This is a genomic window from Streptomyces sp. ISL-100 (assembly GCF_018614615.1).
Taxonomy (GTDB): Bacteria; Actinomycetota; Actinomycetes; order Streptomycetales; family Streptomycetaceae; genus Streptomyces.
Genome location: NZ_JAGGOK010000117.1, coordinates 1 through 13008 on the forward strand (window position 1 = coordinate 1; position 13008 = coordinate 13008).

The following is a 13008-nucleotide window of genomic DNA, read 5'->3' on the forward strand; positions in this document are numbered from 1 at the left end:
GCACTTTCGATACACGCCCTAGGACCGGTGACGGATGCAGGTATGTGAGCGCGCGCTTACCTACGTGCCAGTAACTCCAAGCCGCGGCGATATACCCGGCGGACGTGGCTGCCGGGCGTCGGGACGAGGGGCTCGCCATCTATGGGGGCGATGCGGGAAGAGGCAGGCGCGGCAGCGGTCGCAGGGCCCGCTGGCGAGCTCTAGCGTGGAAGGAGGGGTCCGTTCGCTGGCTGAGAGGAGTGGTCGCCATGGCAGGCCGGAGCCGAAGCGAGGTCGAGTCGGAGATCAAGGAGACGCTGGGTCTCGTTCCGCATTTCTTCTCCCGGATCCCCGATGACCTGCTGGACTACGAGTGGGAGATCTTCAAGAAGATCGAGCTCGGTGAGACGCTCATTCCGAACAAGTACAAGGAACTGATCGGGATCGCGTTGCATTCGGAGACGAAGTGTCGCTACTGCACGCTCTTCCACACGGAGGCCGCGAAGCTGTTCGGGGCCACCGACGAGGAGATCCAGGAAGCCGTCCACTACGCGAAGAACAGCCTCGGCTGGAGCGCATACCTCAACGGTATCCGTGAGGACTACGACGACTTCGCGCAGGAACTCGGGCAGATCAAGGACTACTTGGCATCGAAGGGCTGAGATCATGCACCTCGAGTGGGCCCGGCCGGGTGTCCTGAGTGCGACTGCTCACGCGTTCGAGTTCGCCGCGCTGGTGGCCGCCGCACGATTCGTGGCCGAGTCCGCTCCGCCCGAAATCCCCACGGAGGCGTTGGAACAGCTCCGGCAGATTCTCCACGACTACGACACACAGGCGCTGCGTCTGCGTGAAGCGGCATCCCCTGCGGACGGCGCCTAAGCGCAGGCGCATCCGATGCAACAAGCGCCGTTGCACGGGATGCACGCGTCCTCCGGTCAGGCGTTCGGCAGGATCTTCTCTGCGATCAGCAGGGCGTAGCCGAGGGTGCCGTCCGCCACGGCGGCGCGGGCAGCGGCGAGGACGGCTGGGGCCGCCTCCAGGTCCACGCTGGCGTCGGTGAGCTTGGCCGCAGCGGTCATGCGCAGCAGGTTCAGCCTCGCCTCGATCTGGTCGATCATGCGGGTCATAGCCGCATCGTGGCGTTCGGTGCGGACGGTGCGCAGCCCGGCGGCGGCCAGGATCCGTTCGTACTCGGGCGAGCGGGCGGGCGTCGGCGATGCAGGCGATCCGCGCGGCCAGGCCGGTCAGCTCGGGCGGGAGCCGGTCGGGGGTGGCGGTGACGTCGGTGATGCCGACCCGTCCACCGGGACGCAGGACACGGGAGAACTCAACTGCGGCCTGGGCCTTGTCGGGGAAGGTGCACAGGGCGCACTCGCACACCACCGCGTCGAACACGCCGCCCGGGTAGGGCAGGCGCTCGGCATCCCCGGTGGTGAACACCGCCCGCTCTCCGAGTCCCGCGGCCGCGGCGGCTCCTTGGGCCAGGGCGGTGTTGGCCGGTGAGTAGTCCACCCCGCCCACCCGTACGCCGTAGACGTCGGCGAGGAGAAGGGCGGTGGTGCCGCGGCCCGAGGCCACATCGAGAACGCGGCAGTCCTCCGCCAGGCGGAGACCGTCGGCGAGGCGGCGGGTCAGGGCGGTGCCGCCCGGGTGGTAGGCGTCGCCCAGCAGCAGGGCGACCACATCGGACGAGTACGCGGCGGCGCAGCAGGCTTTGAGTTCATCGCCGGTCGCGACGGGTGGGCGGGCGTTCTGGTCGGTCATCGTGCGCCCTCCTCGGCGGTCGGCTGGGGCTCTGTGCTGCGGGCGGTCTTGGAGCCGTAGGGGGTGTCGGTGAGGACGGGCGCGAGGGGCAGCGCGTTGGGCACCACGTCGGCGACGGGAACGCCGGACATCTGCGCGCGGACCTGTTCGCGGTAGCCGACGGAGTTGTAGGCGCAGAAGGGGATGAGGCGTCCGTCAGGGGTGATCTCCTCGACGCAGCACTTCATCAGCTGCTTGACGTTGAGGGTGTAGGAGTCCTGGAAGTCCTGTACGACGATCATGAATGCCTTGTCGTTGAGGTCCTTCACCGCATGCGGGAGGTCGATGCCGCAGGAGTCCGCGCAATCGAGTCCTTCGGCGGTGGCCCGTAGCTTCTCCTGGGTCGTTTCCGTGCCCATGAAGGCGGAGGCAGACCACAGCTTCTCCAGCGCCTCGCGGATTCCGGTGTCGGGCATGACGCGGTTGGTGACGTAGTCGAGGTAGTCATCGACCTGCAGCAGCCGGGGAATGGGCACGACGGTCCGGCTGCCCGGCTCGCCGTCCACCAGCAGATAGGTGATGGAGCGGCAGGTCGGGAAGCAGCAGGGGACGGGGAAGAAGTCGCCCTTCTTGAACCACTGCGGCCGCTGTTCATTGATGAGCTTGATGACATCGGGGTTGGTGAGCCGGTTCAGCGGGTCGAACTCCACATGCCGACCGGAGTGGGTGACGGGCTGGAAAGCCACCGACCGTACGGCCGGGTGGTCGATGCCGAACTCGACGATGTCTCCGAGCTCGTGCTCGTTCAGCCCCCGCTCGACAGCCGCGACCAAAGTGACGCTCAGCCCAGCAGACGCGCAGTTGTCCAGTGCCCGCTGTTTGAACGTACGCAGGTCACGGCCCCGGATCTCCCGGTGGGTGCGCTCGTCGAAGCCGTCGAACTGCAGGTAGATGTTCACCGACCTGCCGGGCAGCTGGTTGCGTTTGCCCAGCTCGGCGACGAAGCGTTGGTCGGTGGCGAGACGGATGCCGTTGGTATTGAGGGTGACGTTCTTGATCGGCCGGTTCAGCGCGAGGTCGATGAAGTCCAGGATGTGCTTGTGGATGGTGGGCTCGCCGCCGGAGAACATCACCACCTCCGCCTCGCCCTCGGAGGCCACGAAGACGTCGAGCATCCGTGCGCACTGCTCGTGGGTGATGGAGTAGCCGTCGCTGTGGTGGCCGGAGTCGGCGAAGCAGATCGGGCAGTCCAGGTTGCAGCCGGTGTTGACCTCAATGATCCCCAGGCAGGCGTGCTGCTTGTGCTCGGGACACAGCCCGCAGTCGGACGGGCAGCCGTCCTTCACCTCGGTCTGGAAGGTGAGGGGGATGGTGCCGGGCTTGTTGAACCGGGCCGAGGAGACGTACTCCTCGGCGTCCCCGTATACCAGCGCCTCGAACTCACCGTGCTCCTTGCAGCGTTTGCGCAGATAGACCTTGCCCTGGCGGATGTTGACCTGGGCGTCGACGGGCGTCTTGCACATCGGGCAGATCGACTTGGTGAACTCCACGAACACCTCGTCGCGGTCCACCTTGCGCCGCGGCGCGGGGGCTTGGGTCATCTCGGCTCCTCCACTCGAAAGGAACCCGGGCCGTGAACCCGGGCCGGCGGTCACCGCGCTGCAACACGGCGGTATGGGCAGACGCTGGCAGAGCAGCCGTCCACCGGGCGTCATCAGCGTCATCAACGGGGTGGGACGTCCTCGACGGTCGAGCTGTGCAGCCGCCGCTGGTCCGCGGCGCTGGACGGCCGAGTGACGTACGGCCGGCAGCCCTCCTGCCCTGAACCACGGCTGCGGTGGGCCCGGCATCGCAGGGCATGGACGACAGCGACGACAGCGATAAGCACCATCAGGGCGCCGACGGTGATCAGCAAGGGACTGCCTCGCGCGCCGCCGACGGTGACGGCCGCACCGCCGGCCACGAGCAGCGGGCCCCCGCAGGACAGCACCAACGGCGGACGGCATGCCGCGCAGGCCGGAGCGTTCACCGGATGCGGGCATCAGGATCGGCCTCCTCTATCCCGGGCGGGGATTGTACGGGCGCAGCGGTCTCGTCCTGCTCGGTGCCCCTGCTCGGGACGGCCCGCTGGGCAGGCGCGGCAGGAGCCTTGCGGGCCCCGTGCAGCAGCAGCCCCGCGTAGAGCAGGGTCAAGGCGTCCTGGGTGAGGACGAACCAGCTCAGCCGCTGGGACAGGTAGAGGCCGAAGCAGCCGCAGTTGGTTACGGTGAGCCCGCGTGCGTACGCCTGTACGGCAAGGAGCGACCACATCACCGCCACGGCCGTGTACACCCATACCGGGGCAAGCGTCTTCGAGCGCGGGCGGGCCAGGAACCAGACCCCGCACACCAGCTCGCCCGCGATCAGTGCCACGGCGAGCGCGGTCGCGGCGGCGCCGTCGACGAGCCCGTAGGCGGCCAGAATCCCGGGCATGTGTCCGAAAGAGGCGAGCTGGCCGACCGCCATCGCCGTGTACACCGCACCCAGCACGATCCGCAGCACCATGATCTGAACGTAAGCCGAGCTGGAAGCCGAGAACTGTAAGCGCGCTCACCGAACCGGCAGCTCGTGCGCGAGAACATCAGCAGCACGGGACCCGTCTTCGACGAGTGCGTATCACGCGGATCCCGTGTGGTCAGGGGTGATGCCCGGTGAATGCTCAGCAGAAGCCCAAGCCGGATCGTCGGCAGGTCATCAAAGGCGCCGGCGTGATCGGGGGAGTCGTCGTCCTGCTCGTGGGCGGAGGCGTCCTGGGCTGGCAGGCCATCTCCGACCGCCCGTCCGAGACGGTGCCGGCCGTGCAGCCGGGCCAGGATCCGTCGCTGGAGACGTTGGCCGGTGCTGCGGTCTCCGGCGGACCGGGCAAGGACGGGATCCCCTCTGTCGACCGGCCCCGGTTCGTCGCGGCGCGCGACGCGGACTTCCTCGAAGGTGACGAGCCGGTGTTCGGTCTGGAGTACCGCGGTGAGGTACGGGCCTATCCGCAGCAGGTGCTGGTGTGGCACGAGATCGTCAACGACACCGTGGCCGGTGAGCCGCTGGCGGTCACCTACTGCCCACTCACCGGCACGGTGATCGGCTTCGCCGCCCCGCCTGGCACACCGGAGCTGACGTTCGGCACCACCGGCAAGCTCGTCAACTCCAACCTGCTGATGTACGACCGGCAGACCGGCTCCGAGTGGCCCCAGCTGCTCGGCCAAGCGGTCAGCGGCCCGCTCAAGGGCACCCGGCTGGACACCGTCCCCCTGGTGTGGACCACCTGGAAGGAGTGGCGGGCCGCGCATCCGGACACCGAGGTGTTGTCCACCGACACCGGTGCCCTGCGCAGTTACGGCAGCGATCCCTACGGCTCCTATCCGGACCGCCGTGGCTACTACGTCAAGGGCCGCCCGTTCTTCCCCGTGCTCGCCTCGAGCGACCGCTTCCCCGACAAGGACGTTGTGATCGGCGTACGGGTCGGGCAGGAGCGACTGGCGATCCACAAGGATCTCGTCCGCAAGGCCCGGACTGTGCACGCCGAAGTCGCGGGCTCGCAGCTCGAAGCGCGTTGGGACGACCGGCTCGACACCGCCCGAGTTTTCCAGCGCGTCGGCGACAAGTGGGAGCCCGCCGACTTCCTCGACTCCATGTGGTTCGCCTGGTACGCGTTCTACCCGAACACCCAGGTCCGGCAATGAGCAGGCTCTTGACCGCGCTCGCCAGGGCAGGCGATGCATGGGACGCCACCCTCGCCGCCACCGTGGCCACTCCTCGCCGGGCGCGCGCCGCTCTCGCCGTGCGCCGTCACCGGCGGATTGCACTGGCGGCAGCGGCGTTGGTGCTGGTGCTGGTGGGGTATCTGTTCTCCATCGGTGATCTCGCGGTGTCGGCCTCCGGCCGGTTCACCGGCGTGCCCGTGTTCCAGTCCGCCCCTGGGCAGCTCTTCCATGCGCGGGGGCCGTATCTGTTCGAGCCGGTGCTCGCGCTCCATCCGACCGCGCATGTGGCGGTGTTCCTCAGTCCGGTCAACCTGCTGCTCGGCACGGTCGTCGCCGCGCTCGTCGGCTGCAACATCGCGGTCGCCGGGCTGGCGGCACGGCAGGCGGCCTCCTGCCGACGCACCAGATACGCGCGGCTGCTCGGCGTCCTCCCGGCGTTCCTGCTCGGCTTCGCCTGCTGCGTACCGACCTTCCTGCTCGTCCTCGGCGCCGGCACCGCCGCGGCACTCCTGCCGGTGCTGATCCCGCTGCGCCCGGTGTTCTATCCGCTCACGCTGGTGCTGCTGATCGGCACGCTGGTGTGGGGTGCGTCCCGGCTGGGCACGACCCCCGTCACCGTCCAGGCCGGGGAATCACCCACCGCCCAGCGGGGCAGCGATCGTCCGGAGCGATAGGTGCCGGGGGCAGTCCTTTCCGGGGATCAATCGCGTGCGCGTGGTGGGGGCAGCCAGCAGAACACCGCACACCGCAGCGCCCGGACCAGCCGGTCGCCTACGCGATCGCGCAGCGACGCGGGGCCGACACCGGAGGGCTCGGTCGGGCCCGCGGGCAGATCGTCCAGCAGTGGGCTCAGCTCGTCCTGCGAGCGGGCCCTCATGGCCCGCCCGGCGCGGTCCTCGAATTCCGGCTCGTCCAACCGGCCCTCGGCGTAGGCCGTCTTGAGGCGTTCGAGGGCCTGTTCCCGTTCGGCGTGTCCGATGCGCAGTGACGGCATGGCGGGCCTCCTCTTGCTTGCTTCCAGGATATTGCGCTGCGGAACGGCACTGCTCTTCCGTGAGCGCGCTCACGTTCCGGCCACGGGCGACCGCCTACCGTGAGCGCAAACGCCTCCCGCGCCCGAAGAAAGGCCGGCCGTCGTGCCCGTATCCGACCCCACCGACAGCCGCGCCGCGACCAACGCCCTGCTCGGGCCACTGAAACAGGACCGCTGGAGACCTCACGCCATCGCCCGTTTCCTGTGGCAGGCCGCGGACCGGTCGGTACGCCAGGCGGCCCGCCGTCCCCGGGCACTCGCACAGATCACCGCCCTGCACGGCCTGCTGCTCACCCTCACCCAAACCCGCAAGGGGCAAAGATGGGTGGCGACCAGCTGGACTCTGGGTACCCTCCACCTGGGCCTGCTGGAGCACCGCGACCGGCTCTCGCCGGCCGATACGCTCACCCTGCTGCGCGGCAACCTCCCCGCCACGATCGTGGGGCCGAGTCGCGTCTCGGGCGTGCTGGCGATCGCCTCAGACCTCGCCGACGGCCGCCTGGCCCGCCGCCAGGCCACCGTGTCCCCGTTCGGCGACTACGCCGACTCCTTCGCCGACGCCGCGTTCTGGACCTGGCTCGTCCTGCGGCACGAACCCAGCCGTGCGGTACGGGCGGCGGCGATCGCCGCGTGGGCGCTGCCGGTCGCCACGGTCACCGCCCTCGCCGTCAGCCGCGGCACGATGCCCGAGCGGCCCCGCCCCGCGCTGCTGCGCCCGGCTGCCGCGATGCAGGGGTTCGTCGCCGTGCGGCATCTCCTGCGCCGCTGACGGGCGGACGGGCGCGCCGGCGCGGGAGCGACGGTCAGCCGAGGGTGTCGAGGGCGGCGAGGATGTCGGCCGGTTCGGCGCGGGTGGTGTAGTCGGCGGCGACGAAGGCCCAGCGGATGGTGCCGTCGCGGTCGATGACGTAGGTGGCGGGCAGCGGCAGGGTGCGCGGGTGGCCGGCGTTGACGCGCTGGAGGTCGATGCCGAAACCTTCGTACACAGCGGCCAGATCGTCGGGCAGATCGAAGGCGAGGCCGTACTGCTTGGCAGTGTCGGAGCCGAGGTCGCTCAGGACGTCGAAGGCGAGTGCGTGCTTCTCGGCCAGCGACAGGGACTCGTCGGGGATCTGCGGGGAGAGGGCCACCAGTCGGGCGGCGATGGCGTCATGGTGCTGCTGGAGCGAGCGCAGGGCGATGTTGCAGTAGGGGCACCAGGAGCCGCGGTAGAAGGTCAGCACGACCGGGCCGCCGGCCAGCAGCTCGCGCAGAGCGACGGTCTCCCCGCTCGCCGAGGGCAGGCTGAAGCCGGGGGCGGTGGCGCCCACGGACAGCGCGCGGTCGGCCTGGCCGGGAGTCGGCCAGCTCCCGGCCGGCCCGGTCCATGACCGCCCGGATGTCGGCGGGAATCTGCTGCTGCCGGCTGTCGTAGAAGGTGCGGAGTTCGGCGTTGAGGCTCATCGGGATGGTTTCTGACACATAGATCGATCTTGGAACGACTGTTGCAAGATAGAGGTTCGCGTGCACTCGAAGTGCCGGATCCGCGACTTCGTGAGCACCGGTTCCAGCGGAGGCGCCGGAATTCGGACGCAGTGAGCAGCGACGGCGTCGGTGGAGGTTGAGCAATCGGGCGTTCTCCGCGAGCAGGTAGGTGACAGCGAGTGAGGTATCAATGGTTGCGATGAACGCCGGTTTCGCTAACCGGGGTTCATCGGCTATGGAGAGGCGGCTGATGTGCCCGCAGCGCGCGGCGGTGTCAGTACAGGGAGCGGGACGGTGACGTTTTCACAGGTCAGGCGCATAGGCTGCCCTTGATCGTCCCCGTGGGCGCCGGTCCTGATTCTCCGGGTGCCGGACACGCCGATCCCGGCCGTCACCAGAGCTTCCACCCCGCCGTCCGTGGTCCAGCAGTGGTGACGGACGGACGCACCGTCATCAGCCCCCCACCGGATTCCGACATGCCGGCGTCTGCCGCTGCCGCCGGCTCGGCCAGGTGCGCCGCTGGGTCCAACCGCCGGTAGCCGGGCGGCACCTGCGTGTTGAGAACCGTGTGGCGTTCTCCGAGGCCGCCGCCGAGAAGGTCGCCCAGAGCAGACGGGCGGGATGCCGCAAGGAGCATGTCGCGCCCTCTCCCGGTCGACGTCGATAGCAGAGGCTTGCGAGAGATCGGCACAGAGTGCTGGCGCGCGTCCCTGTCTGTGGTTTGTCGCACAGGTGTGGGGCTGGCGCAGTGGTGCGGGGAGCTGGGATGCTTCGGTCCGACAAAGCGACGGCGGAATGAGGAAGCCGGTGTGATTCCGGCACGGTACCGCCACTGTGTAGGGGGAGCGACTCCGCCGTAGCCACCGCCCCGTTCGGGTGGGAAGGCCGGGGAAGCGTCGATCCCGAGTCAGGAGACTCACGCCGTCGCACCTCGCCAACCGGGGCGGATTTCCCCGAGAGAGGACGGTGGCACCTCCATGTGCCCACGTGCTTATGTGAGCTTCCCGCCTCTGGCCGGCCGATGGGGCCGGGCGCGACGGCTTGTGACTCCGGCGATGCCATAGGGCGGCTGAACGCCCTTTTCATGGCCCGGCTTTCGAGCCGTTTCCCTGCCGACCGCATCCCGCGGTCCCCCTCTTCCTACGTGCCGGTTGCGCCGGCACGCTTCGACGCATGCCAGGAGCTTTCATGCCCGCACGACCAGCCAGATTCTTCCGCGGCCCGGCCGCCGCCGCGGCTCTGCTCGCCCTGGGGCTCACGCTCACCGCGTGCGGCGATGGCGACACCGCCAGGCCGACGGATTCCCGAGCCGCCGGCGACGGCTGCATCTCCGACTTCGACCCGGCCAAGGACTACTTCCCCGTCAAGTCCACCGTGCAGCACGCGAAGAACTTCACCCTCCGGTACGAGAAGAGCTACCAGGTCCTGACAGTCAAGGAGCCCTACCCCAAGGGCAAGCCCGAGTCGTACGTGCTGGTCAAGTGCGGGGCGCCGAAGCCGAAGCTGGCGGGTGACCTGGCCAGGGCCCAGCAGATCACCACTCCGGTCAAGAGCTTGTACTCAGCCTCGACCACCCACCTGCCGCTGCTGACCGAGACCGGCACCCTGGATGTCCTGACCGGGGTGGCGAACGGCGCGTTCGTCAGCTCGGCCGAGGTCCGCGAGCGAGTGAAGTCGGGCAAGGTCGCCGAGTACGCCAAGGACAACGTCCTCAATGCCGAGAAGGTCATCGGGTCGAAGCCCGACGTACTGATGACTCAGGGCACCGACGACCCGCAGTACCCGAAGCTGCGTCAGGCGGGCATCGCCGTCGTCGCCAACGCCGAGTGGCTGGAGCCGAGCCCGCTCGGCCGCGCCGAGTGGGTCAAGGCGATGGCGGCGCTCACCGGGGCGGAGAAGCGCGCGGGCGAGGTGTTCGACACCGTCGAGAGCGACTACGGGAAGGTGGCCGCCAAGGCTGCCCAGGCCGTCTCGGCGGGCAAGCCGGTCAAGGTGCTGCCGGGCACCATGTACCAGGGCACGTGGAGCATGGCCTCCGGCGGCAGCTACGTCGGAAAGCTGATCAAGGACGCGGGCGGTACGTACCCCTGGGCCGGTGACAAGGGCACCGGCAACCTTCAGCTCAACTTCGAGGCCGTCTATGGCAAGGGCGGCGATGCGCCAGTCTGGCTGGTCGGGGAGCAGTGGAAGTCCACCGCCGACGCGGTCAAAGCCGATCGCCGCTACAGCAAGCTGACTGCCGTTGGAGCAGGCGAGGTCTGGTCGAACACCAAGGCCCTCGGACCTGGCGGCGGCAACGACTTCTACGAGCGCGGGGTGCTGCGTCCCGATCTGGTCCTCGCCGACCTGTTCGCACTCCTCCACCCGGACCAGGCCCAGGGCCACACCTTCACCTTCTACACGAAGGTGCCCAGGGCGTGATCACGCGAACAGCCGTCGCACCGGTCCCGGCCCCGGCCCCGGAACAGCCGGGGCCGCGGCCGGTACGCCGTCGACTCGTCGTCGTCGGCGTGCTGACAGTCGGTACGGCGGCGCTCTTCGTGCTCACGATCGCCTTCGGCTCCTACCAGGTGCCGGTCGGCGAAGTGGTGCGGGTCCTGTTCGGCGGCGCGGGGGCCGATCCCCGGTGGGCCGTGATCGTCGAGGAGGTGCGGCTGCCGCGCGCGCTGACGGCAACCGCGGTGGGCGCGGCCCTTGCCGTGGCCGGCGTGCAGATGCAGACGCTGTTCCGTAACGCGCTGGCCGATCCGTTCTCCCTCGGGGTCAGTTCGGGGGCCAGCATGGGTGTCGCCGCGGTGGTCGTCAGTACGGGCGGTGCGGCCGGGAGCTTCACGGGCGACCTGGCGGGACTGGGACGTTTGGGAGTGGTCCTGGCCGCGTCCATCGGTGCCGGGTGTGTGCTGGCGCTGGTGCTGCTGCTGTCGCGCTGGGTGCGTTCGGCGGTCACCCTGCTGGTCATCGGCGTGATGATCGGCTCGGCGGCCACGGCGATGGTCAGTGTGATGCTGGTGTACGCCCGGCCCGAGCGCGCCCAGCAGTTCGTGATGTGGGGCCTGGGCAGTTTCAGCGCCACCACCTGGCCCGACCTCGCGGTGATGCTTCCGGTGATCGGGGCGGGGCTGGCGGCGGCCCTGCTGACCACCAAGCGCCTGAACGCGCTGCTGCTCGGCGAGGACTACGCCCGCACCATGGGCCTGAACGTCCGGCGCAGCCGCGACCTCGCGCTGCTGGGCACCTCCCTGCTGGCCGGGGCTGCCACCGCGTTCTGCGGCCCGGTTGCGTTCCTCGGCCTTGCCGTACCGCATCTGACGCGCGTGGCTCTGGGGACCTCGGACCACCGGGTGCTGGTGCCCGCGTCGATGCTCGCCGGTGCGTTTCTGGCCCTGGCCTGCGCGCTGCTGAGCCAGCCGCCGGGCATGGACGCGGTGCTGCCGCTGAACGCGATCACCTCACTCTTCGGCGCCCCCGTCGTCATCGCTTTCCTGGTACGAAGCCGCCGCGGACTCCAAGGGGTGACGTCATGACGGACCTGACAACCGACACGGCTGCGGAACCGGCAACGGCCGTGACCGTGTTGACCGGTCCGGGAGGCGCGGCCACTTCGCCGTGCACCGCACCCGGCCGCGGGGGCCTCAGGGCCGACGGTCTCACCGTCGGCTACCGCACCCGCGCCGGCTGGGGTCGCTCCACGCGCCGTGCCGTGCTGGAGGACCTGTGTCTGGAAGCCCGCGCCGGTGAACTGACCGTGCTGCTCGGTCCCAACGGCGCGGGCAAGTCCACCCTGTTGCGCACCCTGTGCGGGCTGCTGCCGTCGCTGGCCGGTGGCGTACGCATCGGCGGCCGCAGCATCGCCGAGGAGCCGCCCGCGGCCCTGGCCCGGCGGCTGGCCGTCGTCCTCACCGACCGCGTCGACGCGGGGCTGCTGTCGGCCAGGGAACTGGTGGCGCTGGGCCGCCACCCCCACACCGGTTTCACCGGGCGCCTCACGCCCGCCGACCACGCAGCGGTCCAGTGGGCCCTGGAAGCGGTGAACGCTGTGCACCTCGCCGAGCGGCCGGCCGCCGAACTGTCCGACGGCGAACGCCAGCGGGTGCTCGCCGCGCGGGCGCTCGCCCAGGAGCCGGATGTCGTCCTGCTGGATGAGCCCACCGCCTTTCTGGATGTGCCCTCCCGGGTGGCACTGACCGTGCTGCTGCGCGACCTGGCCCGTGACAAGGGCCTCACGGTCGTGGTCACCGAGTCCGACAGCTTGGACGTGACGCCGTGATGGAGCACATTCATGCCCACCTACCCCGCGTGCTGAAGAAGGGCGCCTCGTGATCGATTCCGTATCCCAGAACAGCGCGAGCGCCGTCCCGAAAGCGGTCAGTCGTCAAAGAAATCCGGATCGACCGAGGTCATGAGGGCACCCAAACGCGCTGGCGATCGATACAGATCGCGCATGAGGACGCCCAGGGCCTCAAGGGCTCCGCGATTCGACGAATACACGGCCAACATCCCGGACTCGGAGTCGTACTCCAACTGGTCCGCCGCATGGGACAGATGCTCGGCAACAAGGAGTCGTGCGATGCCTTCCCATGTGTAGCCGTTCCCCTCCCGACCCGCCGCCTGGAGCACTGGCACCAGCGCGCTCCAGTCAGTGAGCCTTTTCAGCGTTGCCTCTCCAGGGTGAGGACTGCCTTGGCGATTGACGTCATTCGATTGGGGCTGCACCGCGATCTTCGGAAGATCCGCCAGGACTTCAGTCGTGCCATGCCGCGTTCGACGGGTGCGCGGGAGATGGCCAGTGCCCGGTTGACCGTTCGCTGAGTCGCGGACAGTACGCCGCCGGGCGGTCGTCTGCGTCCGGTGGTCACCCAGGGGCCTGCGTCCTGGTAGGCGCGGTCGGCATGGTCAAGGGCCGGACACCGCCCCGCCGCAGCAAACTCGACCCGTTCACCTGCAACAACGCTGGACGGAGGAGGAAGGCCGAGTGACCATCCTCGACCTCCACCGAGAGATCACCGGACGCAGCTGGCGCGGGCACTACTCCCTAGCGGTGGTTTGTTGACG

At 69.4% G+C, this 13008-nt stretch carries 15 protein-coding genes, 3 pseudogenes and 1 riboswitch; of the genes and pseudogenes, 8 read left to right on the forward strand and 10 right to left on the reverse strand.

The window, feature by feature from the left end; all coding sequences use genetic code 11:
* Positions 1 to 248: 248 nt before the first annotated feature.
* Both J7E89_RS37650 and J7E89_RS37655 read left to right on the forward strand, forming a co-directional pair.
* Positions 249 to 641, forward strand: coding sequence for a carboxymuconolactone decarboxylase family protein (locus tag J7E89_RS37650; RefSeq protein WP_214928741.1), 393 nt, complete (start codon positions 249 to 251; stop codon positions 639 to 641).
* Between the two features lie 4 nt (positions 642 to 645).
* The gene (locus J7E89_RS37655; RefSeq protein ID WP_214928740.1) at positions 646 to 858 is read left to right on the forward strand and encodes a hypothetical protein; all 213 of its coding nucleotides are present in this window, start codon (positions 646 to 648) and stop codon (positions 856 to 858) included.
* A gap of 56 nt (positions 859 to 914) precedes the next feature.
* On the opposite strand, the gene J7E89_RS41535 is transcribed toward J7E89_RS37655, so the two are convergent.
* The 5 genes and pseudogenes from J7E89_RS41535 to J7E89_RS37675 form a co-directional block, all read right to left on the reverse strand.
* Positions 915 to 1106, reverse strand: coding sequence for a hypothetical protein (locus tag J7E89_RS41535; protein WP_251061633.1), 192 nt, complete (start codon positions 1104 to 1106; stop codon positions 915 to 917).
* Between the two features lie 181 nt (positions 1107 to 1287).
* A pseudogene (locus J7E89_RS41540) lies at positions 1288 to 1743 on the reverse strand (class I SAM-dependent methyltransferase); the annotation flags it as partial.
* Positions 1740 to 3323 carry a radical SAM protein gene (locus tag J7E89_RS37665; protein WP_214980653.1) on the reverse strand — a complete coding sequence of 528 codons (1584 nt, stop codon included), beginning with the start codon at positions 3321 to 3323 and terminating at the stop codon, positions 1740 to 1742. The gene J7E89_RS37665 and the pseudogene J7E89_RS41540, both read right to left, overlap by 4 nt.
* A gap of 122 nt (positions 3324 to 3445) precedes the next feature.
* Positions 3446 to 3751: a hypothetical protein gene (locus tag J7E89_RS37670; protein ID WP_214980655.1), complete on the reverse strand. Its 306-nt coding sequence runs from the start codon at positions 3749 to 3751 to the stop codon at positions 3446 to 3448.
* On the reverse strand, positions 3748 to 4266 hold the full coding sequence (locus J7E89_RS37675) for a MauE/DoxX family redox-associated membrane protein (protein ID WP_251061626.1): 519 nt from the start codon (positions 4264 to 4266) through the stop codon (positions 3748 to 3750). Before J7E89_RS37675 ends, J7E89_RS37670 begins: the two co-directional genes overlap by 4 nt.
* A gap of 146 nt (positions 4267 to 4412) precedes the next feature.
* On the opposite strand from J7E89_RS37675, the gene J7E89_RS37680 reads away from it, so the two are divergent.
* Both J7E89_RS37680 and J7E89_RS37685 read left to right on the forward strand, forming a co-directional pair.
* Entirely contained in the window at positions 4413 to 5438 is a 1026-nt protein-coding gene (locus tag J7E89_RS37680) for a DUF3179 domain-containing protein (RefSeq protein ID WP_214980657.1), read from the forward strand.
* The gene (locus J7E89_RS37685) at positions 5435 to 6133 is read left to right on the forward strand and encodes a hypothetical protein (RefSeq protein ID WP_251061627.1); all 699 of its coding nucleotides are present in this window, start codon (positions 5435 to 5437) and stop codon (positions 6131 to 6133) included. The genes J7E89_RS37680 and J7E89_RS37685 overlap by 4 nt, the downstream gene beginning before the upstream one ends.
* Before the next feature lie 26 nt (positions 6134 to 6159).
* Here the strand turns inward: J7E89_RS37685 and J7E89_RS37690 are convergent, their stop codons facing one another.
* Positions 6160 to 6453 (reverse strand): DUF1707 domain-containing protein, encoded by a 294-nt coding sequence (locus J7E89_RS37690; protein ID WP_214980658.1) that lies wholly within the window; start codon positions 6451 to 6453, stop codon positions 6160 to 6162.
* Positions 6454 to 6595: 142 nt separating this feature from the next.
* Between J7E89_RS37690 and J7E89_RS37695 the strand changes: the two genes are divergently transcribed.
* Entirely contained in the window at positions 6596 to 7261 is a 666-nt protein-coding gene (locus J7E89_RS37695) for a CDP-alcohol phosphatidyltransferase family protein (RefSeq protein ID WP_214980659.1), read from the forward strand.
* 34 nt (positions 7262 to 7295) lie between these two features.
* Here J7E89_RS37695 and J7E89_RS37700 read toward each other — a convergent pair.
* A pseudogene (locus J7E89_RS37700) lies at positions 7296 to 7935 on the reverse strand (peroxiredoxin-like family protein).
* A 412-nt stretch (positions 7936 to 8347) separates the two neighbouring features.
* The gene (locus J7E89_RS37705) at positions 8348 to 8593 is read right to left on the reverse strand and encodes an adenosylcobinamide amidohydrolase (RefSeq protein ID WP_214980660.1); all 246 of its coding nucleotides are present in this window, start codon (positions 8591 to 8593) and stop codon (positions 8348 to 8350) included.
* 137 nt (positions 8594 to 8730) lie between these two features.
* Positions 8731 to 8876, forward strand: a riboswitch (cobalamin riboswitch).
* A 268-nt stretch (positions 8877 to 9144) separates the two neighbouring features.
* Here J7E89_RS37705 and J7E89_RS37710 point away from each other — a divergent pair.
* From J7E89_RS37710 to J7E89_RS37720, 3 genes are read left to right on the forward strand one after another with little or no spacing between them, the layout of a single operon-like run.
* On the forward strand, positions 9145 to 10377 hold the full coding sequence (locus J7E89_RS37710; RefSeq protein WP_214980661.1) for an ABC transporter substrate-binding protein: 1233 nt from the start codon (positions 9145 to 9147) through the stop codon (positions 10375 to 10377).
* Positions 10374 to 11480 (forward strand): iron ABC transporter permease, encoded by a 1107-nt coding sequence (locus tag J7E89_RS37715; protein WP_214980662.1) that lies wholly within the window; start codon positions 10374 to 10376, stop codon positions 11478 to 11480. Before J7E89_RS37710 ends, J7E89_RS37715 begins: the two co-directional genes overlap by 4 nt.
* On the forward strand, positions 11477 to 12223 hold the full coding sequence (locus J7E89_RS37720) for an ABC transporter ATP-binding protein (RefSeq protein WP_251061628.1): 747 nt from the start codon (positions 11477 to 11479) through the stop codon (positions 12221 to 12223). Before J7E89_RS37715 ends, J7E89_RS37720 begins: the two co-directional genes overlap by 4 nt.
* Before the next feature lie 98 nt (positions 12224 to 12321).
* On the opposite strand, the gene J7E89_RS37725 is transcribed toward J7E89_RS37720, so the two are convergent.
* Positions 12322 to 12579, reverse strand: a complete 258-nt coding sequence (locus J7E89_RS37725) for an Imm51 family immunity protein (protein WP_214980664.1) — start codon at positions 12577 to 12579, stop codon at positions 12322 to 12324.
* Positions 12580 to 12605: 26 nt separating this feature from the next.
* Positions 12606 to 12845, reverse strand: a pseudogene (locus J7E89_RS37730) (transposase family protein); the annotation flags it as partial.
* Positions 12846 to 13008: the final 163 nt, after the last annotated feature.